Raw genomic sequence first — 20,212 nt, forward strand, 5'->3', positions numbered from 1 at the left:
TCCTGTTGTTGTTGGGGGGTTGCCCCCTCCACCACCGCCTTCGGCGGCGGTCCCCCTCCCCCGCTTCGCGGGAGAGGAAACCCGTATGCGGATAGCGTCTCCTCCACCGCGAAGCGGGGGAGGGGGACCGCGCCGCGCCAGCGGCGTGGTGGAGGGGGCCCTCACACGCCCCGCAGCATCCGCACCCGGTGCTCGACCACCGCGGTCACCCCGCTCGCGCCCTCGTCCACCAACCGCGTGCGGACCAGCGCTCGGCTGACGATGCGCCAGCCGCCGCCGAGCGCCGCGGGCATCGCCGCGATCGCCGTCTCGACGTCCGCCGCCAGCGCCCGCACCCGCTGCCGCGTCGCGCCGGAATCGCGCACCAGCACCGCGGTGCGCACCTCGCGGCCGTCCTGGTCCTTGGTGCTCCAGTCGGTCAGCATCGCCTCGTCGACGAGCAGATAGGGCCGAACCGCGCGCTGCGGCGGTGCGTCGAACACGCCGTTGACCGGCGTCGACAAGGCACCCGTGGCGGCCAGCGCCGTGCGCAGTGCCGCGGTGATCGCTTCCTGCGGGCTCATCGCAACAGCCCTCCCAGCCAGCGCAGCGCCGGATCGGCGAGCCAGCGCCGCCACAGCCCCCGCCCAGACAGCGTGACCGCGCTGCCCTCGACCGCCACCGACACGCCCGGCACCGCGTCGCGGACGCGTTCGGCCAGCCGCCCGGCCGCATCCGTGGCCGCCGCGCGACCGGTGGCTTCGGCGCGCGCCTTCAGCTGGTCCAGCATTGCCGCCGCGCCCCCGCCATCAGCTGCAGCCGCCGCCACGGCCGCCAGAATGCCACCACCGCCGCCGGCGGCACCGATGCGTCGCCGCGCGCCTCGAGAAGATGCGCCGCGAGCAGCACCACGCCTTGCGCGAGCGGCGGCGGCAGGTTCTCCCAGCCCGGCGCAGTGCCCGCCACGAAGGTCACGCGCACCCGCGTCGGCAGCGTCGGCGGCGCCAGCCGCACCCAGCCCTCGCCGCGCGCATCCAGATCGATGGTGTAGGCCGCCACCGGCATCGCCGTCGCCGCGCCCGCGGCATCGACCGTCTCGACCGCGCCGATCGCGGTGACCGGCGCCACCGGCAGCCGCTGCCAATCGGGCGAGCGGCCGAGCCAGGCCTGCCATTGCCGCGCGATCCAGGCGGTGCCGGTAAAGGCCTCGCCCAGCGCCAGCGCGGTCTGGACTGCGGCGGTGACGGCGGCATCGTCGGTGCCGTTCGCCATGCGCAGATAGTCCTTCACCGCCGCGCACGCGCTCGCGATCGCCGCCGCCGGAAAGGGCGGTGCGTCCATGGTTCTTCTCCCTCTGTTGGTTTGCGCCCGGCTTAAGCGGAGGGTTCCGCCTCGGCCTCCAGCGTCCGGTTCTCCCCAGGGTCGTAGGGGGACGTGCCGTCCCACTCGATCCGGTTGACCACCGCGCCCGCCTCGATCACCCGATAGACTGCCATCGCCCGCGCCTCAGCCAAAGGTCCAGGTGACGCGCACTTCGCCGCGCCCGCCATTGCCGCCCGCGCCGGGGGCGAAGCCGGCGTCACAGGCGCCTCCCCCGCCGCCGCCGCCGCCGGGCGCACCGCCGGTGCCGCCCGGGCCGCCATTGCCGGTCAGATTTCCGGAATAGCCGCCGCCACCGCCCGCGCCGCCGGAATGCAGCGCAGGATCAGCGGCAGCCCCGGCCCCGCCCGCAGCGCTGCTCGCCGTGCCCGCAGCCCCACCCGCGAGCGGCGAACCGGCGTGGTTCGATCCCGATCCCCCGGCTGCAGCGAGCCGTGCGACATTGCCCGCATCGATGCTGGCGCCCCCGGCACCGCCTCCGGTCGCGCCGTTGCCGCCGACCCCCGCGGTGGTGCTCGAAGCGCTTGCCCCGCCGCCGCCGAGCGCGCCGAAGGTGCCGATCGCCAGCGCGGCGCCGCCGCCGGCATTCGCAGCCTGGCCCGCACCGCCGCCATTGCCGCCATCGGCACGGACCAGCGCGCCCAGCAGGCTTGCCCCGCCCGTGCCGCCGGCGGTGCCGTTGGCGGCAGCGGTACCCGGCGAGGGGCCCCCGCTACCGCCTGCCCCCACGGTCACCGATTCGGTTGCGCCGTGCGCGGCGGCGGCGAAGCGCAGCTGCTGCACCATGCCGCCGCCCCCGCCGCCGCCCCCGGTGCGGATCGAGGCGCTGGCGCCGCAGCGGCCGGAGCCGCCGCCCCCGCCGCCGCCGATCGCCGTCACCTCCAGCCCGCTCGCCAGCGGCGGCCGGGTGCTGGTGCCCGAACTGGCATAGACGATCCGCAGCGGGGCGATCCGCCAGTCGAACGCCTCCCACGCGCCCTTCCACCAGACGAACCACACCGCGTCGCCCTGCGCCGACAGCCAGGCGAGGTCGCTTGCCGCGGCATTGCGCACCGTCACCCGGTTGCTGCTGGCGTCGCCCTTGTGGACGCGGAGGAAGTCGCCGTCGCGCACCGCGCTCGCCGGCAGGGTGACCGCGAAGCCGCCGCCGCTCGCATCGGCGCGGATCGAGCTGCCGCAATCGTCGCTCGACGCCGTATAGGCGGCGGTCTTCTCGATCTTGGGCGCCCGCGCGGCGCCGTCATAGAGTTCGTCGAAATTGGCGTTCGCCTTGATCCAGGCGGCACGCTCGGTATCGCCGGTGCCGTCATTGGCGACGGACCCGACATTGATGCTCTGCTTGGCCATGCTCAGCTCCTGTCGGTGCTGCGCAGCGTGGAATCCACGGTGCTGGTGGTGCGGTCGACCCGCGTCGAGAGACCGGCCCCCGCCGGCGGGGGCACGCGTCTGCGCGCCACCGCCGGGATGGATAGCGAAAGCCCATCCATCAGTAGAGCGCCAGCATATCGGCGGCGCTGGTGCCGGTCGCCCGCACATAGCGCGCGCGGAACGGCAGGATCGTGCCGTTCGCGACATTCTTCCACACCGTGTCGACGCTGCCGTTGACCCCGCGCATCGTCACCGTGCCGCCGGTGCCGACATAGAGCGCCTTGGGAATGTCGGTCAGCGCCACGGTGTCGCTCGGCACCACGGGAATCGCGGAGGTCGCCGGGGCCGCGACATGGTCGGCGCGGTTCGCGAAACTGTCTGCCATTGGTTCCTCCTCCGGCTCAGTTCGCGGCGAACTTGAGGAGCTTGATCGCCTCCGAATTGCTCACCATGCCGCCCAGCCGCTTGGTCGCGTAGAAATGGACGAAGGGCTTGTTCGAATAGGGATCGCGGAGCAGCTGGGTGTCGCCGCGCTCGGCGATCAGATAGCCGGCCTGGAAATTGCCGAAGGCGACCGAGAAGGCGTTGGCGGCGATGTCTGGCATGTCCTCGGCCTCGACCACCGGATAGCCGAGCAGCGTCGCCGGCTGGCCCGCGGCGATGCCGGGCTGCCAGAGCATCTGGCCGTCGCTGGTCTTGAACTTGCGGATCCGCGCGAGCGTCGCCGAATTCATCACCCAGCTCGCCCCCTGGCGATAGGGCGCACGCAGCGACTGGACCAGGTCGATCAGCTTCTCCTCCGGGTTCGCGGCGAAGGCGCCCGCCGCGCCGGTGGCGAGATATTGCAGCGTGCCGAAGGCGCGCGCCGCATCCGCCGCGGTCGAGGTCGGCACCGCGAGGAAGCCCTTGGGCTGGTTGGTGCCGCTGCCGTTCACGAACGCGGTCCCCTCGGCCTGGGCGAACTCGCGCGCGATCTCGCCGGCCAGCCAGCTTTCCACGTCGAACATCGCGTCGTCGAGCATCGCCTGGCTCGCCGCCGGATTGGCATAGAGTTCGCCGAAGGGCGGGGCGACTTCGTTGAAGGTCGGCGTCGCGGTGATCGGGCGGGCGGCGGTCTCCGCGGCCCAGCCGCTGTCGAAGCCGCCGCTCGCCACCAGCTTGCGATAGCCGCTCGACCCCACCTTGACGACGTTGGCGATCGCCCGGATCGGCGAGATCGCCTGCAGCGTCACGTCGATCTGCGCGTCGATCTCGCGCGGCACCGCATAGCCGCCCTCGCCGCCGCTATTGCCCGACAGCGCCTTGGTTTCCACGCCGCCGCGCAGATAGCCGTCGAACGCCGCGCTCGACACCGGCCGCCCGCCCGCCAGCATCGGCCGCACCGGCGGCAGCGTCACCTGTTCGAAGCTCGTTTCCATCGCATCCATGGTCTTCTCCCGCTCAAGAAAGATTGAAAAACTCAGCCGACCGCGTGCACCCGCGCGAGCGGCTGCATCGGTTCGGCCACCAGGCTCACCTCGATCAGCTTGAGCGCCGTCAGCTCGCGCACCCGGCCGCGCCGGGCGGCGGCCACGCGGTAGCCGAAGGACAGCCCCGCAACGGCGCCCTCGGCGACCAGCGCCGCCAGCCGCGGATCCTCGACCCGGCCGATCACCCGCAGGCCGCGCGCATCCTCGCCGATCGCCTCGATCGTGCCGACCGGCGCGCCGCGATGCTGCCAGAGCAAGGGCACGGGCCCGACGGCGCCGAACGCCCCCGGCCGCACCACGTCGCCGCCGCGGTCCTCGCGATCGAACACCGCCGCATAGCCGGCGAAGCGCACGCTCATTTCAGCCAGCCCGGAAAGCCCATCCGCAGCGCCAGCAGCACCAGCACCAGCGCGGCCAGCGTGCGGCCCAGCCACTGCATCACCGCCTTGATCATCGACTTCTTGGCGTCGCGCCACGCGCTCAGCAGCTCGCGCAGCTCGGCCATGTCCTTGGCCGCGCCGCTATCCTCCAGCCCCAGCCGGGCGAGCGCGCGGTTCGCGCCCACGGTGCCCGCCTCTTCGGCAATGGCGCGGAGCGTGGTCAGCTCGGCGCCTTCGTCCTCGGCCTGCGCGATCAGCTGGCCCAGCATCGTTCCATCGGTCATGGCAACCCCACCATCTTGCGTTTCTCTTCGCTCGTCAGGAAGTCGGCGCCCGAGACCTGCCGCCACAGCAGCTCGCGCTCCTCGGCCAGCGCCGTCACCCGATCGGGATCGACCACGAGGCTGGCACCCGGAAACCACGCGCCCAGTCCCTGCGCCAGCCCGCCGAGCAGATGCTCGGCCACCGGCAGGATCGCGAGCCGCCACAGCGCGCGATTGGCCTCGCGGTAATTGGCATAGGCCGCGTCGCCGGGCAGCCCGAGCAGCATCGGCGGCACCCCGAAGGCCAGCGCGATCTCGCGCGCCGCCGCCGCCTTCAGCCCCACGAAATCCATGTCGGCGGGGGTCAGGCTCATCGCCTGCCATTTGAGCCCGCCCTCGAGCAGCATCGGCCGCCCGGCATTGGCGGCGCCGGCGAACCCGGCCTCCATCTCGTCCTTCAGCCGGGCGAACTGGTCGGGTGCCAGCGCGGAGCCGTCGCCCGGATCATAGACCAGCGCCCCGCTCGGCCGCGCGGCATTGTCGAGCAGCGCCTTGTTCCACCGCGTCGCCGCATTGTGGATCGCGATCGCGCCCGCCGCCGCATCGAGGCAGCCCAGGCCATAATGGTCGTCCGCCGGATGGAAGGCGCGCAGATGCAGGATCTGCGGCCGCCCGCCATCGTCCGCCGCCAGCCGGGTGACATGCTCGCCGACCCGGTAGCGATAGGCGACCGGCCAGCCGGCCGCATCGGGCTCCACCGTCACCCGCTCGGGCCGCAGCGCATAGAGCGTCTGCAGCGTGCCCGCTTCGTCGGTGAGCAGCTGGACATAGGCATTGCCATGGAGCAGCAGCTGCGCCGCCAGCGTCTCGAGCAGCCGCTGCCCGCCCGACGGCGCGGAGACCAGCGCCACCAGCGCCGGATCGGTGCCGGTCAGCGGCGCGCCGCCGACGCCCTCGGCCACCAGCCGCACCGCGCGCTGCGCCACCGGATTCTGGCAATAGCCCTCGCGCAGCTGCACCTCGTAGCTGCGCGGCCAGTCGCCGACGCTGCCCCAGCCGCCGCGCGCCAGCGCCGGCCGCTGGCCTTCACGCGCGGCCTTGCGCCCGAACCACTTCATCGCGCCAGCTCCGCGACGCTGAGCTTGCCGTCCTTGTCCAGGTCGCGCGCCCAATAGGCGGCGGTGAGGCTGGCGCGCATGCCGTCCCAGAAGCCGCCGGGGAATTTCTCCGGCGGGAACACCTTGGCGACCAGCGCCTGCACCTCGGCGGCATCGAGCATGCCGTCACGGTCGCGGTCGTTCACCGCCACGGTGACGCCCGCGCCCACCGCAAGTCCCGTCTGCGCATTGAGCGCGCACGCGCTCGTCAGCAGGGCGAGCAGCCCTGCAGCCATGCAGTTTCGCATTGCGTTTCTCCTGTTGTCCAAATCCTCCCCGGCACGGGGAGGGGGACTATTCGCGCCAGCGAATGGTGGAGGGGCCGCCGCGGCACGCGGCGGTTTCGGGCGGCTTGGGCACACCGCGCCTTACGGCGCGGCCCCTCCACCACGCGGCTGCGCCGCGTGGTCCCCCTCCCCGTTCCGGGGAGGATCGGAAGGCAACCTCATCCTCCTCCTGGCGGGTAGGGCTATCGCATTTGGCACCCTGTCCCCCTCACCCTTCCCACCGCCTGCGGCGGCGGGCCCCTTCCCTCTCCCACAAGGGGAGAGGGAGTTACGGTAGTCTGCTCCCTCTCCCCTTGTGGGAGAGGGAGGGAGCGCCGAAGGCGCGGAAGGGTGAGGGGGACTTCAGCACAAATGCGATAGCCCTGCCCTGGCGGGGGAGGATCAAGCGGTCACACCACGCGCACCGCGGCCTTGCCGCGGCGCCCCAGCATCAGCTCGGTCACCGCCCAGACCAGCGCATCCGCCCGGTCGGGCGAACGCCCCGGCCCTTGATACCCGCCGCTCACCTGCAGCCCGGCCAGCTCCGCCTCCAGCCCGGCGAACACGCCCGCGTGCCACACCAGCCCGCGCTCGTAGAGCAGCGCCACCGGCTCGGCGCGCGCGGACTTGCCGCGGCTGGCATGGACCAGCCGGAGCGGCAGCGTGCTGTCCGCAGCCTGGAGCACGCTTCGCACCATCGCGCCGCCCTGGTTCTTCTCCGCCACCACGCATTCGGCCTCGAACCGCGCGGCGCAATCCGCCACCGCCGCCGCCCAGCCTTCCGGGCTGAGCCCCGCGACGCTTGCATCGGCGAGCACATAGCCGTGCTTGTCCTCGCCCAGCCCGATCGCGACGATCCCGCAAGCATCGCCCTCGGTCCCGGCGGGCGGATCGACGCCGACCACCACCCGTACCAGCGGCACTTCGACCTCGCGGCGCTGCCGCTCGATCAGCACGCGCGGCCACAGCGCGCCCGCGACATCGTCGATCATCTCGCCGTCCAGCTCCTGCCGCCCCAGCCGCGTTCCAGCATATTCAGCGAACATCGCCTCCACGAAGCTGCGGGGCAGATGGATATTGTCCCGCGTCCGCCCCCGCGTCTCGTGCAGCGCCGGGCGCGGGATCGCCATCACCCGCCGCATCAGCTTCACCGGGCGCGGCGTCGTCGTCACCACCACCCGCGGCTTCTCGCCGCGGCGCATCCCCATCATCAGATTGTCCCAGGTCGCGTCGGCGGTGCTCGCGGACCATTTAGCCAGCTCGTCCGCCCAGGCGAAGTCATGCTCGGGCCCGCGCAGTTTCTCCGGCGCCTCGGCCGAATAGACCAGCGCGCGGGCGCCCGACCCGAACACCAGCTCCCCCGCGGTTGCCCGCCAGTCGAACCTCTCGCCCTCCAGCCCCAGCGCGAGCAGTCCGGCAGGGCCCTCCACCATCACCCGCCGTGCATCTTCCAGCGTCGCGCCGACCAGCGCGATCCGGGCACCGGGCATGTCGCGCGCCATCTGGCTAACCCATTCGGCACCCGCCCGCGTCTTGCCGAAGCCGCGCCCGGCGCGGATCAGCCACACCCGCCAGTCGCCCTCGGGCCAGAACTGGCCCTCATGCGCCCAGCGTTCCCACCATTCGTTGAACACGCGGATCTCGGCGTCGGACATGCGCTCCAGCATCCGATCGCGCTCCTTGCGCGGCAGCAGCGCGAGCCGCTCCAGCGGATCGCTCATTTGCCCTGCTCTGCCTTGAGCCGCTTCTCCAGCGCATCCAGCCGCTTGGCCAGCGCCGCCTGCGCCTCCTCGCGGCTGATCCGGTGCACCTGCCCGCCGGGGCGCTTGCGCCGGCCGTCCACCGTGGGCCGGTGGTTGCGCAGCAGATTGAGCGCCAGTTCGGCGTCGAGCGGTTCCTCCGGAACGTCGCCGGTGCCGAATTCGACGTCGTTCACGCCGGCGCCCGCGCGGCGCAGCAGCCGTTCCTCCAGCCGGTCATACCCCATCAGCAGCGCGTCGCGCCAAAGCGCGGCGAACTCCGGGTCGCGCTGGCGAAGCCGGTACGCGCCTGTCGTCGACATGCCCGCCTGGCCACAGGCGATACCGACGTTGCAGGTCACCGCCAGCGTGTCGAGGAAGGTCTGTCGTTTTTCACGGGTCCAGCCGCCGGCCGCGACCGTGCGGACCTGCCGCCGCCGCTGGTTCCCCGAAGCGATCGTCAGTGCCATCCGCTCTCTCCCGAAAATACAAACGGGCCGGAAGCACCCCGTGCCCGGCCCGTTCCTTCGAGCCGCGCCCGGCGACTCACATTTCTTCAATGTTCCCCTTTTGTGCCATATCAGCGTGACGATGTCAAGCGCGATTATCCCATTTGGTTAAACGCGAGAGTGAGGAGGTTATCGTGGTGCAGACGTGCGACGGCCATCAACCTTCGCTTGCTCGGTCGGCGTTGCTCGGAAACGAGACACTCAGAACCGTGCGCCGAAGAGATCAAATTGCTCCGGGAGAAAGCTGATATACCTGCAGTAACCAGCGGATATTCAAACGTTAACCATGTTGCCTACACGCGATTACCCACTATCGTCCCGATCTCCAAAATCGAACAGGTGGGAACCATGATACGAATTGCGCTGATCGCTGCCGCGCTGCTGCTCGGCACCGCCGCCGAGGCAACGCCCTACAAGGTCACGATGACGGCGGGCTATTACACCAACTTCCTTCCCGGTGGCTCGAAACTTGGCACCATGACGTTCCAGGCGATCGTCAACGATCCCCAGGTCGTGACGACGTTCACGCCCGGCGGCGATCCGATCTACGGCTTCGACTTTTTCAAGTCGACGACGAGGATCGCCACCTATTTCGACACCAAGGTCGATGGTGCCTCAGCGACCAAGTCGTTCATGGATCTGACGCTGTCGTGGGACACGTGGAAGACGTACGAGACCGGCGGGCTGAGCATTCACAAGATTCTGAAGGTGGGTCTGAACAATGCGTCGATTCCCGCGATGACGCAGATCGCGACGCCGCCGATCGACGAGCTCTGCCAAAGTGCCTATCAGCCCGCCGGGGACTGCGCCTCCAAGGAGGTGACATCGACCCTCGTCGTCGCTCCCTATTCCGAGCTCATCGGCATCGACACCTATCTCGGTAAGGATGACGCTACGAAGGATGTGCTGAATTTCTCGCTGGGGAATGACAGCAACATCAACCCTTGCTGCGTATATTCCGAGATCGGCTGGCAGATCACCGCACCGGCAGGCTACGACGGACCGGACCCGGTGCTTCAAGGTATCGGCGTAATCGATTTCAACGTCAGCGACTTTACCATCTCCCCGGTGCCCGAACCGGCGAGCTGGGCGATCCTGATCACCGGCTTCGGCATGGTCGGCGCGGCGATGCGCCGGAAGACGCGGGTCCTCGCGCGGGCCTGAACGGGTTGGGCTGGCGGCGCCGATGCGCGCATCCAGCCGCCTCAAGGCAACGCAAGCATGTTCACCGGCGCAGCGGGCACTGCGCCGGTCGGAACGATCGACTGCTCAAAATCGAACAGGTGGGAACCATGATACGAACTGCGCTGATTGCTGCCGCGCTGCTGCTCGCCACCAATGCCGAAGCGACGCCGTACAAGATCACGATGAACGCGTACTACGACACGCTCTACACGCCGGGGACGCCGAAGAGCGGCACCATGTCCTTCCAGGCGATCATAAACGACCCGCAGGTCGTCACCACCACCTCGCCAGGGCAAGTGGGTATCGATATCGTCTCCTCCACGACGCGTTTCGCCGCGATGTTCGACACGAAAGTCGACGGGGTTACCGCTGCGAAGTCCTTCATGGACCTGACCTTGGGCTGGGCCACGATCCCCAATCTCGACTTCGGATATCCCAGCTACGAGAAGGTCCTCCAGGTCGGCTTCAACACCCTGTCGCTGCCATCGACGGTGCAGATTGCCAAGCCCACGATCACGGATCTCTGCAATACCGGGTATCAGCCCTATGGCGCTTGCACGCTCGGACCCATCACGTCGACGACGCGGCCGGACGTCGCGGGGGCGCTGTTCCTCGATACCTACGCGCCGCTCGACACCAGCAAGAAGAACATTCTCGATTTCTCGCTCGGCAACGACGGAAGCTATCTTGGCTACAACGAAGCCGAGGTGAGCTGGCAGGCGACGCCGCCGGCAGGCTACACCGGCGACGAGCCCTGGCCCGACCACAAGATCGTGTACCAGTTCACCCTGGGCAGCTTCACCATCTCCCCGGTGCCCGAACCCGCGAGCTGGGCGATCCTGATCACCGGCTTCGGCATGGTCGGCGCGGCGATGCGCCGCAAGACGCGGGTTCTCGCGCGCGCCTGAACGGGTCGGGCTGGGCGCTTCTCGGCGCTCAGCCCGCCAGTCCGGCGACCATCGCCTCCCATGCCGCGCGTTCCTCACCGCGATCGCGCAGCGTCTCCACCGCACCCAGGGTGCCGGCGGCGAAATCCACCTCTACCGTCCGCTCCGCCTCGAACGTCGCGTTGCCGCTCAGCATCACCCGCGTGTCCGCCTCGGCCTGGCCGCGAACCATGCCGCCGCGGTTGAACACCCCGATCGGCGTGCCGAAGGCGACGCGCCCGGTGAGCGCGGCGCCCAGCACCGAGGCGGCCATCGCGCTGCCGCAGCTGTCGGTCAGCCCGACGCCGCGCTCGAAGGTGCGGACGAACAGGCGGGTGGGCCCGCGGACCTCGACGAAGGACACATTGGCGCGTGCGGGCAATAGCGCCGGGCGGCTTTCGCACCATTCCCCCAGCGCCACCAGCTCGGCCTCGTCGACCCGGTCGACAAAGGTCACCAGATGCGGGTTGGGCATCGCCACGGCGGTGAAGGCGCGCGCGCTGGGCAGACCGTCGATCGGCGCATCGCGCACCTGCCCGGGCGCGCCGACCAGCCCGACATCGGCGGCGCGGGTCGAATTGGGGCCCACCAGCGTGCGGATCGTCGCGACGCCGGGCGCGATCTCCGGATCGCGCGAAACGTTGGCCGCGCTGGTCTTGAGCTTTACCTGCGCGGCGTCCAGCCCCAGCAGGTCGAAGCCGAACCGCGCGGTGCAGCGCAGCCCGTTGAGGCAGGTCTCGGCCTCGGAGCCGTCCGAATTCCACATCCGCATGCCGAAGGCGTGGGTATCGTCGCCGGGCACCAGCGCGAGCAGGCCGTCGCCGCCCACCGGCCCGGCACGATTGGCGAGCAGGCGGGCGAGCGTCGCCCAATCGGCCTCGGACAGCGTCAACGCCCGCGCGTCGATCAGCGGGAAGTCGTTGCCCGAGCCATGGCACTTGGTGAAGGTGATACGCATGCCGCCCATCTAGGCGGCGGCCGCCGCCTTGGCTACTGCGCCGCCCATCGCTTCCACCTGCGCCTTGTCGCGGGCGAGGATCGCGGCGAAGCTCGGCCGGGCGTGGATCGCCTCGACATAGGCGGCGGTACGCGGGTAGCGGCCGGCATCGACGCACACGCCGATGCAGCCGAGCGTCGCGAGCGGGCTGGCGATGGCGATATCGGCGAGGGTCAGCCGGTCCTCGACGAGAAACCCGCTGTCGCGGATGGTCTGTTCCAGATAGGCGAAGATCGGCGGCAGCTGCTCGTTCTCGGCCTGGTCGGCGGCGGCATGGTCGCAGGGCAGCTGCATCACCCGCGGCCGGACGAACCGGTTCCCGAAGATGGCGCCGCCCGCCGCCATCATGATCGTGTCGGCCAGTTCGTCGAACCAGATCGCCCGCGCGCGCGCTTCGGGCGCCAGCGGGATCAGGTTGGGTTCGGGGTATTTCGCCTCGAGATAGGTCACGATCGCGCTCGAATCGGCGATGGTGAAGTCGCCGTCGCGAAAGCCGGGCATCTTGCCGAACGGGCTGATCGCGCGAAACTCGGGGTCCGGGCTGCCCGGCGCGGCGAATTTCAGCTGCAGATCCAAGCCCTTCTCCGCCCCGAACACCATGCATTTGCGGACATAGGGCGACAGCGTCGAACCATAGACGATCATCGGCGTTCCTCTCCTTTATGGCCTGCAGCATAGCCGATTTTGCGCCCTGTCGCGTGCCCCGTGCGCGACATCGCCGCCTGAACGTGCGAAGCCCGGCGCGATGAACGCCTATGCCTTCCTGCTGCTCGCCATCGCCGCCGCAACCGCCTTCGCCGTGCTGAAGCGGCGCATCGACCGGCTGGAACGCGACCTGCAGACGCTGGAGGTGCGGCTCGCGCGGCTGGACGGCCGCGAGCAGGCACCGGCGCCGCGTCCCGGGGCGCGCGTGCAGACCGCCACCGTCCAAGGCCCGCGCATACCCGCGGACGAGACCGACGACGGAACCGCCATCCCGCCGGTACCCACGCCCGCGCCGGTCGAGGCACCGCCGCCGGCGCCGAGCCCCGCCTTCACCCTGCCCCGCCTCAGCTTCGAGACGCTGGTCGGCGGCCGCCTGCCGATCTGGATCGGCGGCGTCGCGCTGGTGCTCGCCGGCTTCTTCCTGGTGCGCTACTCGATCGAGCAGGGGCTGCTGGGCCCCGCTGCGCGCACCTTCATCGCCGCGCTGTTCGGCCTCGCCTTGGTCGCGGCGAGCGAAGCGGTGCGCCGCCTGCCCGCCACCCGCGACGATGCCCGGCTGGGCCAGGTATTCGCCGGGGCGGGCATCGCCAGCCTCTACGGCACGCTCTACATGGCGGCGGCACTGTATCACCTGATCGCCCCGCTCACCGCCTTCGGCGCGGTGGTGCTGGTGACGCTGGGCGCGATGGGGCTGTCGCTGCGCCACGGCCCGCCGACCGCGATCATGGCGCTGGCGGGCGGCTTCCTCGCGCCTTTGGTCGCCGGGTTCAACGCCGCGGGGATCGCCCCGCTGCTCGTCTATCTCGGGCTGTTCGTCGCCGCGCTGTTCGGGCTGGCGGTGCATCGCCGCTGGGGCTGGCTGGCACTCGCCGCGAGCGTCGCAGGGCTGGGCTGGACCCAGTTCCTGATCGCGGTGCTCGACGGACGCGGCAACCTGTCCGCGATCGGCCTCTACACCATGCTGCTCGCGGGCGGGGCGAGTGCCGCGCTGCCCGCGGCGGGCCTGCGCAACCGCTGGCTGCGGCTGGCGCCGCTGCTGGTCGGCCTGCTGCAGCTTGTGGCGATCGCGCCGGGGCTCGATTTCGGGCCGCTCGCCTGGAGCTTCTACCTCGTCCTCGCCGCCGCGACGCTGGTGCTTGCCTGGCGTGACGCCGTCTATCTCCCCGGCGCGCTCGCCGCGATGGCGCTGGTGCTGGCGCTGGAGAGCCTGGGGCTCACCGCCGTGCATCGCGGCGTCACGCCGGTGGGCGCGCTCGTCGCGGCGCTGCTGTTCACCGGCGCCGGCCAGGCGCTCGCGGCACGCGGGCGGCAATGGATTCTGCTCGCGCTGCTCGGCGCGGGCGGACCCGTGCTGGTGGCGCATGCGCTGGCCCCGGCGCTGCTGCCCCCGCTCGGCTGGGGCCTGCTTGAACTCGCCGCCGCGCTCGCCTGCGCGCGGCTCGCCTGGATGCTGCGCAGCGAAACCGACGATCCCGCGCTCAGCGTCGCGACGCTGGCGACCGCGCTGCTGCTGACCGTGGCGCTGGCCCAGCCGCTGCCGCATGGCTGGCTGTCGCTGCCGATCGCCTTGGTGCTGGGCGGGCTTGCCGTCTGGGCACGACAGGTGCGCGCGCTCACCCTCTTCGTGCTGCCGATGCTGTGGCTGCTCGCCGCGCTGGTCGCGGCGGCGCTGCCCCTGCTCGATGTCGCCTCGGCGATCTTCGTCTCGCTGACCGGCGACCGCCTGCCCTACAAGGAGCTGCCGGTCTTCGCCGATCTGCTGCGCGTCCTCGCGCTGCCGATCGCCGCGGCGCTGGCTTTCCTGTTCGTCGACCCGCGCGCCTTCGGCCGCGCCCGGCGCGCCGCTGCGATCCTGGCGGGCACGAACGCCGTGCTGCTGCTCTACACGCTCGCCAAGCAACCGCTGGCGATCGCCACGCCCGAGCGGTTCCTCGCCTGGGGCTTCATCGAGCGCGCGCTGTTCACCCAGGCCGCGCTCGCCGCCGGCTGGGCGCTGTTCCGCGCCGGGCGACTGCCCGGGCAGGCCAAGGCGCTGCTGTTGCTCGGCTTCGTCAGGCTGGTCTGGTTCGACCTGCTGCTGCTCAACCCCGCCCTCGTGGCGCAGCAAGCCGGGCCGCTGCTCGCCGCCCATCTCGCCCTTGCCGCCTTCTGGTGCTGGACGCTGCCGCGCCTGCGCATTCCCGCCGCGCTGCTCAGCATCGCCGCCGCGCTCGCCGCGATCCGGTGGGCGGCGCACGGCACGCTGCTCACCGGATCGATCGGCAGCCTGGAGAATGGCGGCTATTCGGCGGCGCTGCTGCTGCTCGCGCTCGCCTGGCTGTGGCGCGGCATCGCGACGGGGCGGCACGACCTGCGGCTCGCCGGACTGGGGCTGCTGACCCTCACCACCTGCAAGGTGTTCCTGGTCGACGCCGCCGCGCTGGACGGGTTGCTGCGCATCCTCTCCTTCCTCGGGCTCGGCGTGGCGCTGATCGCGATCGGCTGGGCCTATAGCCGCTTCCTCGCCCGCCCCGCCGCCGCGCCCGAGGCCCCGCCCGTCACCTGAGTCGATAATGGTCCGCGACGCGGTCGAGCGCGAGGCACAGCACCAGCTTGCCCGCCCGACTCGGCCAGCCCAGGCCCTTTTCGGCCGCGCCCAGCCCCTCGCCCGCGCAGACCACACGCCAGAGGATGTCGGAGAGCCCGCCGCCCACCGCCGCGATCGCCGCGTCGAAGCGGCGCTTGGCGGCGATCTGCGCCAGCGTCGGATCGAGCGGCTCGGGTGCCGATCGCCGCCCGCCCTCGCGCGGCGCGGGATCCCAGCGCATCGTCACGCTCGGGCCCAGCGACGCCGTCTCGTAATCGCCGCGCAACCGCTCGCCCGCTTCATATTGCCGGGCATCGACATGGCCGCGCGCGCGCAGCCAGTCGAGCGGCGACTCGCCCAGGTTCACCGTCACGCTGCGGCCCTTGCCCGTCGACCGCTCCACCAGCTCGCGCATGCCGTGATCTCCCTTTGTTCCGATTCGCCCCTCTTGCCGTCGCGGCGTATCTGTAGGAAAGAGAAAAACCGATTTGGTTAGGAGCAGGCCATGATCACCGCGATACGCGAAGTCCGCCGGGCCAAGGGGCTGACCCTTGACGACGTCGCCCGCCGCTGCCAGCCGCCCACCACCGCGCAGACGATCGGCAGGCTGGAGACCGGCACCCGCACCGTCTCGGTCGCCTGGCTCAACCGGATCGCCGCCGCACTGGAGGTGGATGCCGCCGATCTGGTCCAGCTTCCCGATCGCCCCGACGTGCCCGTGGCCGCGGTGCTGGAGGCCGACGGCGCACATGCTCCGCGCCGACCCGCCACGCTGGTCCCGCCCCGCCCCGAGGCCGGCACCATCGCCATCGCCGTCGAGGCGAGCATCGGCGACTATCGCAGCGGCGACGCGATCTGGTGCGAGCGGCTGGCCCCCGCCGACTTCGGCCCCGCGCTCAACCGCGACGTGCTGGTGCCCCGCCCCGCCGGCCGCTTCCTGTTCGGCCGGCTGATCGGCCGCGACGGCACCCGGCTGCAGCTGCTCCCCCCCGGCGCGGGGGGCCGCCAGCAGGTGGTGACGGACCCCGCCTGGATCGCCGTCGCGGTGCGGCTGGTGCGCACGCTATAAGCATTGTTACGCCCTTGCTCGCTGCACCTGTTGGGCGCAACATGCTGCGCAACAGGAGGGAAGAAGACCATGAAGAAACTGGCGCTCATTGCATCCGCAGCATTCCTTGCCGCGGCCGGCCCCGCGCTGGCCGACGAGTGGGATTTCATGCTCACCAACGCTACCGGCAAGCTGATCACCAAGATCGAAGTCGCCCCCGCGGGCAGCGGCACCTGGGTCGACAACAAGGTCGATGCCGAGCTCAACAAGGACGGCAAGGTCAAGCCGAATGGCAAGACCACGGTGCATTTCGACAAGGCGGCGAGCGCCTGCAAATTCGACGTGCGCGCCACCTTCGAGGACAAGACCAACGCGGTCTGGCCGAACATCAACCTGTGCGACAACAGCTATGTCACCGTCGCTTTCACCGGCGAGAAGCCGACCTTCAAGGCGAACTGATCCATGCGCCGGGCGACTCGCGGCGGTCGCCCGGCCCACAAGCCCGCCGCGTCGGGCTAAAAGCAAATCTATGTTCTCCTAGTCGCTGAGTAGGATATCGTGGCGGGCCGAAAGGAGCCGCCACGCATGGCCAATGCCGTCCCCGCCCGTATCCGCCCCAATTTCGCCCTTCAGGTGCTCCTCGGCATGGCCGCCGGCCTGGCGCTGGGCTTTGCCGTCCGCGCGACCGGGCAGGCCGGGCTGGGCGAGGCGCTCCACACCACCGGGCAGATCTTCGTCCAGCTGCTCAAGGCGCTGGTGCCGCCCTTGGTGTTCACCGCCATCGTCGCCTCGATCGCGGCGCTGCGCGACCTCGACAATGCCGCTCGGCTCGTCGCGCGCACCCTGTTCTGGTTCGCCGCCACCGCGCTGATCGCGGTGCTGATCGGCATCGCGCTGGGCCTGCTGCTCCAGCCCGGCCTGCACGCCGGTGTCGCGGCGAGCGCGGTCAAGGCGCCGTCGAGCACCGGCTCCTGGCTCGATTTCCTGAAAGGTGTCGTCCCCGCCAATTTCCTCGGTCTGACCGCCGCCACCACCCTCAAGGACGGCGGCGCGACCACCGGCCTGTCGTTCAACGTGCTCCAGATCATCGTCGCGGCGATCGCGATCGGTGCGGCGGCGGTGCGCGTCGGCGAGGCGGGGAGCGCCTTCCTCCAGTTCAACGCCTCGGCGCTCGCGATCTTCCGCCGGCTGCTGCGCTGGGTGATCGCGCTGACGCCGATCGGCACCGCCGCGCTGATCGGCGATGCGGTGATCCGCTATGGCTGGGACGCGCTGTCGGCGCTCGGAGCCTATGCCGTCGCCATCTATATCGGGCTCGCGCTGGTGCTGCTCGTCGTCTACCCGGCGCTGCTGCTCGCCAACGGCCTCAACCCGCTGCGCTTCTTCGCCACCGCCTGGCCCGCGATCCAGCTCGGCTTCGTCTCGCGCTCCTCGGTCGGCACGCTGCCGGTGACGGAGGAGGTGGTCGAGCGGCTGGGCGTGCCCTCGGCCTATGCCGCCTTCGCGGTGCCGCTGGGCGCGACCACCAAGATGGACGGCTGCGCGGCGATCTACCCCGCCGTCTCGGCGATCTTCGTCGCGCAATTCTTCGGCGTGCCGCTGCACCTGGCCGACTATGGCCTGATCGCCTTCGTGGCGGTGGTCGGCTCGGCCGCGACCGCGGGGCTCACCGGCGCGACGGTGATGCTCACCCTCACCCTCTCGACGCTGGGACTGCCGCTCGAAGGCGCGGGGCTGCTGCTGGCGATCGATCCGATCCTCGACATGGGCCGCACCGCGGTGAACGTCGCCGGCCAGGCGCTGGTGCCGACGATCGTCGCGCGCCAGAGCGGCCTGCTCGCGCCCGACGCGCTCGGCACCCCGGCGCGCACGGCGACGGCCTGAGCCGATGGCGACCGCCATTTTCTCCGACCACGCCTTTGCCGGCGAGATTGCCGATGCGGTCTCGGCGCTCAACACCGTCCGCTCGGCCTGGCGCGAGCGTCGCGCCGAGCATCGCGGCCTCTCGCGCTTTCCCGCGCCGGCCGACCTCGCCCGCTTCGTCGAGCATGTCGCGGCGGCGCTGTTCCCCACCCGGCTCGGCGGCTTCCGCGGCGGCATCGCGCGCGAGGACGATTTCGTCGCCGAGCAGTTGGGCCAGGCCTTCGCCATCCTGCGCGAACAGCTCGCCGCCGAGTTCGACTATTGGCAGCTGCACAGCGCCACCCCGTTCGACAGCGACCAGCCCGACCTGCTCGTCCGCCTGTTCGCCGCCGCGCTGCCCGAGATCCGCACCCTGCTCGACGCCGATGTCGACGCGGCGTTCGTCGGCGACCCCGCCGCGCGCAGCGTCGACGAGATCCTGATCAGCTATCCCGGCGCGCACGCGATCCTGCACTATCGCATCGCCCACCAACTGCATGGGCTGGGCGCGGTGATCGTCGCGCGGATCCTCTCCGAGCTCGCCAATGCCCGCACTGGCATCGACATCCACCCGGCCGCGACGATCGGCCCCAGCTTCTTCATCGACCACGGCACCGGCGTGGTGATCGGCGAGACGACGATCATCGGCCGCAACGTGCGGCTGTACCAGCACGTCACGCTCGGCGCGCGCAGCCCGCTGGGACTGGCGCCGGCGGGCCCGCGCAGCCGCTATGCCCGCCATCCGATCATCGAGGACGACGTGATCGTCTATGCGGGTGCCACGATCCTCGGCCGGGTGACGATCGGCCGCGGCAGCACGATCGGCGGCAATGTCTGGCTGCTCGACGACGTGCCCCCGCACAGCGTGCTGGTGCAGCCCGCCGCGGTGCCGCTCCACGGCGACGCGCAGAGCAACCTGACGGCGCGGCTGGCGGAACATCGCGACTAGGGAGGAATGCGTCAGCTTCTCCCTCTCCCTCTCCCTCTCCCGCTTGCGGGAGAGGGAGAGGGTGAGGGTGAGTCGGGCCGAGGGACGGACCAGCCTTCGCCCCACACACCCTCACCCTTCCGCCGCCTGACGGCGGCTCCCTCCCTCTCCCGCAAGCGGGAGAGGGAAAGTCCGCGCGGTGCGCAATGGACTCGCCTGCACTATCGATGAAGGAACATGGTGGGCGGTGACGGGCTCGAACCGCCGACCCTCTCGGTGTAAACGAGATGCTCTACCAACTGAGCTAACCGCCCGCGCGCGCCCAAGGCGTCCGCGTTGGACGCCGATGCCAAAGCCGCGCGCGAAGGGCAAGCCTCAAACTAGCGAAAGTCCCGCCCGCTTCACCGCCGCGATATAGCGCTCCATGCCGCGCCGCGCAGATTCGCTCAGCGCGATGTACGCCCGGCGGCGGTCGCTGGGATCGGCCTTGCGGTCGAACAACCCGGCTTCGTTGAGCGTGCCGATCCAGCGCAGCGCGGTCGTCGGCGGCACGGCTGCTGCGATGCACAGGCTGGAGACCGAAATCTGGCGATGCTCGAGTTCCGCCGCATAGAGGTCGAGCAGCATGTCCCAGGCGGGATCGGCGAACAGGTCGCCCTCGAAGAACTCCGCCCGCATCCGCCGCGCGCGGATCACCCGGCGGATCTCCGCCGCGTCGGTCTCGACGGTCTCGCTGCCGCCGTCCATGCGGAACGCCATGGCCTCGTTGCGAACGCTCGCGCCGCGCTCGGGCAGTTCGCTGCGGGTGAGGCGCGACAGCGAGTCGGCGATGCGCGCCACTTCCTCGTGGAAGCGCCGCATCCGCATCTTCTCCTGGTCGCGAATGCCGTCGTGCAGCCGCGCTACCGGCTCCCTGAGAAGCGACAGAATCGCGCCGAGCCGATCGACATCGCCCGGGGCACATTGCACCACCGCCGAGTGCGGCAGCAGGCCGATCGCGGCGTCGATCTGCCCGGGCGTCACTGTGGCGAGCAGCGGAATGCCGCGTGCCTCCGCCATCGCGCCAAGCCGGATCAGCAGCGGCTCGAGCAGATCCGGCGGCACGCCTTCGGCTTCGAGCAACAACAGCTGTACGCCGTCCAACAGCGTCTCGGCATGCAATGCGCTCGCGGCGTCCAGAGGCTGGCGGGCCCGAAGGCCGGCCGCCGCGACGATCCGTTTCGCGGCCGCCGCGCCCCCCGGCGACCCGGCGACGATCTGCGCGACATCGACCGCGATGTCGTAGGAAATGCTTTCGAGCCCCCCGGCCCCAATTGCCTCGTACATGTCCGCCCCCATGGTTCGACATCTGTTCCCCAACAAATGCCGTATGGCTCCGAAATGGCGGAGTCTGTTCTACTCCAAATCGGAGCGATTTGGCAGAGCGTTTATACGGTTTCTCCAAA

Annotated in this window: 24 protein-coding genes and 1 tRNA gene; 7 read left to right on the plus strand and 18 right to left on the minus strand. The window is 70.8% G+C overall.

Going from position 1 to position 20,212, the window contains the following annotated elements; translation table 11 throughout:
- Nucleotides 1-161 precede the first annotated feature (161 nt).
- The 13 genes from gp17 to ABIC65_RS21335 all read right to left on the minus strand — a co-directional run bounded on the left by gp17 (nucleotide 162) and on the right by ABIC65_RS21335 (nucleotide 8,471).
- The gene (gene gp17 / locus ABIC65_RS21275; RefSeq protein WP_354311445.1) at nucleotides 162-563 is read right to left on the minus strand and encodes a tail completion protein gp17; all 402 of its coding nucleotides are present in this window, start codon (nucleotides 561-563) and stop codon (nucleotides 162-164) included.
- Complete coding sequence (locus ABIC65_RS21280) at nucleotides 560-769, minus strand: hypothetical protein (protein WP_354311446.1); 210 nt, start codon at nucleotides 767-769, stop codon at nucleotides 560-562. Before ABIC65_RS21280 ends, gp17 begins: the two co-directional genes overlap by 4 nt.
- The gene (locus ABIC65_RS21285) at nucleotides 754-1,320 is read right to left on the minus strand and encodes a head-tail connector protein (RefSeq protein ID WP_354311448.1); all 567 of its coding nucleotides are present in this window, start codon (nucleotides 1,318-1,320) and stop codon (nucleotides 754-756) included. The genes ABIC65_RS21280 and ABIC65_RS21285 overlap by 16 nt, the downstream gene beginning before the upstream one ends.
- Before the next feature lie 32 nt (nucleotides 1,321-1,352).
- The gene (locus ABIC65_RS21290; protein WP_354311449.1) at nucleotides 1,353-1,475 is read right to left on the minus strand and encodes a hypothetical protein; all 123 of its coding nucleotides are present in this window, start codon (nucleotides 1,473-1,475) and stop codon (nucleotides 1,353-1,355) included.
- Between the two features lie 10 nt (nucleotides 1,476-1,485).
- The gene (locus tag ABIC65_RS21295; protein ID WP_354311450.1) at nucleotides 1,486-2,706 is read right to left on the minus strand and encodes a hypothetical protein; all 1,221 of its coding nucleotides are present in this window, start codon (nucleotides 2,704-2,706) and stop codon (nucleotides 1,486-1,488) included.
- Between the two features lie 139 nt (nucleotides 2,707-2,845).
- Nucleotides 2,846-3,112 carry a spike base protein, RCAP_Rcc01079 family gene (locus ABIC65_RS21300; RefSeq protein WP_354311451.1) on the minus strand — a complete coding sequence of 89 codons (267 nt, stop codon included), beginning with the start codon at nucleotides 3,110-3,112 and terminating at the stop codon, nucleotides 2,846-2,848.
- Between the two features lie 16 nt (nucleotides 3,113-3,128).
- A complete protein-coding gene (locus ABIC65_RS21305; protein ID WP_354311452.1) occupies nucleotides 3,129-4,154 on the minus strand; it encodes a phage major capsid protein in 1,026 nt (341 codons plus the stop codon).
- Nucleotides 4,155-4,186: 32 nt separating this feature from the next.
- On the minus strand, nucleotides 4,187-4,555 hold the full coding sequence (locus tag ABIC65_RS21310; RefSeq protein WP_354311453.1) for an HK97 family phage prohead protease: 369 nt from the start codon (nucleotides 4,553-4,555) through the stop codon (nucleotides 4,187-4,189).
- A complete protein-coding gene (locus ABIC65_RS21315; RefSeq protein ID WP_121071880.1) occupies nucleotides 4,552-4,860 on the minus strand; it encodes a DUF6127 family protein in 309 nt (102 codons plus the stop codon). Before ABIC65_RS21315 ends, ABIC65_RS21310 begins: the two co-directional genes overlap by 4 nt.
- Complete coding sequence (locus ABIC65_RS21320; RefSeq protein WP_354311454.1) at nucleotides 4,857-5,957, minus strand: phage portal protein; 1,101 nt, start codon at nucleotides 5,955-5,957, stop codon at nucleotides 4,857-4,859. Before ABIC65_RS21320 ends, ABIC65_RS21315 begins: the two co-directional genes overlap by 4 nt.
- The gene (locus ABIC65_RS21325; protein ID WP_354311456.1) at nucleotides 5,954-6,232 is read right to left on the minus strand and encodes a hypothetical protein; all 279 of its coding nucleotides are present in this window, start codon (nucleotides 6,230-6,232) and stop codon (nucleotides 5,954-5,956) included. Before ABIC65_RS21325 ends, ABIC65_RS21320 begins: the two co-directional genes overlap by 4 nt.
- Nucleotides 6,233-6,672: 440 nt before the next feature.
- Nucleotides 6,673-7,983, minus strand: coding sequence for a DNA-packaging protein (locus ABIC65_RS21330; RefSeq protein ID WP_354311457.1), 1,311 nt, complete (start codon nucleotides 7,981-7,983; stop codon nucleotides 6,673-6,675).
- On the minus strand, nucleotides 7,980-8,471 hold the full coding sequence (locus ABIC65_RS21335) for a hypothetical protein (protein WP_354311459.1): 492 nt from the start codon (nucleotides 8,469-8,471) through the stop codon (nucleotides 7,980-7,982). The genes ABIC65_RS21330 and ABIC65_RS21335 overlap by 4 nt, the downstream gene beginning before the upstream one ends.
- Nucleotides 8,472-8,858: 387 nt before the next feature.
- On the opposite strand from ABIC65_RS21335, the gene ABIC65_RS21340 reads away from it, so the two are divergent.
- Both ABIC65_RS21340 and ABIC65_RS21345 read left to right on the plus strand, forming a co-directional pair.
- On the plus strand, nucleotides 8,859-9,674 hold the full coding sequence (locus ABIC65_RS21340; RefSeq protein ID WP_354311460.1) for a PEPxxWA-CTERM sorting domain-containing protein: 816 nt from the start codon (nucleotides 8,859-8,861) through the stop codon (nucleotides 9,672-9,674).
- A 128-nt stretch (nucleotides 9,675-9,802) separates the two neighbouring features.
- Nucleotides 9,803-10,603 (plus strand): PEPxxWA-CTERM sorting domain-containing protein, encoded by an 801-nt coding sequence (locus ABIC65_RS21345; protein ID WP_354311461.1) that lies wholly within the window; start codon nucleotides 9,803-9,805, stop codon nucleotides 10,601-10,603.
- Between the two features lie 28 nt (nucleotides 10,604-10,631).
- On the opposite strand, the gene dapF is transcribed toward ABIC65_RS21345, so the two are convergent.
- A complete protein-coding gene (dapF, locus tag ABIC65_RS21350) occupies nucleotides 10,632-11,579 on the minus strand; it encodes a diaminopimelate epimerase (protein ID WP_354311463.1) in 948 nt (315 codons plus the stop codon).
- Between the two features lie 9 nt (nucleotides 11,580-11,588).
- Nucleotides 11,589-12,263, minus strand: coding sequence for a glutathione S-transferase family protein (locus ABIC65_RS21355; protein WP_354311464.1), 675 nt, complete (start codon nucleotides 12,261-12,263; stop codon nucleotides 11,589-11,591).
- Nucleotides 12,264-12,363: 100 nt separating this feature from the next.
- On the opposite strand from ABIC65_RS21355, the gene ABIC65_RS21360 reads away from it, so the two are divergent.
- A complete protein-coding gene (locus ABIC65_RS21360) occupies nucleotides 12,364-14,868 on the plus strand; it encodes a DUF2339 domain-containing protein (RefSeq protein WP_354311466.1) in 2,505 nt (834 codons plus the stop codon).
- On the opposite strand, the gene ABIC65_RS21365 is transcribed toward ABIC65_RS21360, so the two are convergent.
- Nucleotides 14,861-15,304, minus strand: coding sequence for a DUF6456 domain-containing protein (locus ABIC65_RS21365; protein WP_354311467.1), 444 nt, complete (start codon nucleotides 15,302-15,304; stop codon nucleotides 14,861-14,863). The two genes, ABIC65_RS21360 and ABIC65_RS21365, sit on opposite strands and share 8 nt — an antisense overlap.
- A gap of 90 nt (nucleotides 15,305-15,394) precedes the next feature.
- Here ABIC65_RS21365 and ABIC65_RS21370 point away from each other — a divergent pair, with 90 nt between their 5' ends.
- From ABIC65_RS21370 to epsC, 4 genes are all read left to right on the plus strand, one after another.
- Nucleotides 15,395-15,958 (plus strand): helix-turn-helix domain-containing protein, encoded by a 564-nt coding sequence (locus ABIC65_RS21370; RefSeq protein WP_354311469.1) that lies wholly within the window; start codon nucleotides 15,395-15,397, stop codon nucleotides 15,956-15,958.
- Between the two features lie 69 nt (nucleotides 15,959-16,027).
- A complete protein-coding gene (locus ABIC65_RS21375) occupies nucleotides 16,028-16,396 on the plus strand; it encodes a hypothetical protein (RefSeq protein WP_354311471.1) in 369 nt (122 codons plus the stop codon).
- Between the two features lie 126 nt (nucleotides 16,397-16,522).
- Complete coding sequence (locus ABIC65_RS21380; RefSeq protein ID WP_354311472.1) at nucleotides 16,523-17,821, plus strand: dicarboxylate/amino acid:cation symporter; 1,299 nt, start codon at nucleotides 16,523-16,525, stop codon at nucleotides 17,819-17,821.
- 4 nt (nucleotides 17,822-17,825) lie between these two features.
- Complete coding sequence (epsC, locus tag ABIC65_RS21385) at nucleotides 17,826-18,788, plus strand: serine O-acetyltransferase EpsC (protein WP_354311473.1); 963 nt, start codon at nucleotides 17,826-17,828, stop codon at nucleotides 18,786-18,788.
- Nucleotides 18,789-19,005: 217 nt separating this feature from the next.
- Here epsC and ABIC65_RS21390 read toward each other — a convergent pair.
- A tRNA-Val gene (locus ABIC65_RS21390) sits at nucleotides 19,006-19,081 on the minus strand.
- 61 nt (nucleotides 19,082-19,142) lie between these two features.
- Entirely contained in the window at nucleotides 19,143-20,093 is a 951-nt protein-coding gene (locus ABIC65_RS21395) for a hypothetical protein (RefSeq protein ID WP_354311475.1), read from the minus strand.
- Between the last annotated feature and the right edge of the window lie 119 nt (nucleotides 20,094-20,212).

The sequence above is a fragment of the Sphingomonas trueperi genome (assembly GCF_040545665.1).
Taxonomy (GTDB): domain Bacteria; phylum Pseudomonadota; class Alphaproteobacteria; order Sphingomonadales; family Sphingomonadaceae; genus Sphingomonas; species Sphingomonas trueperi_B.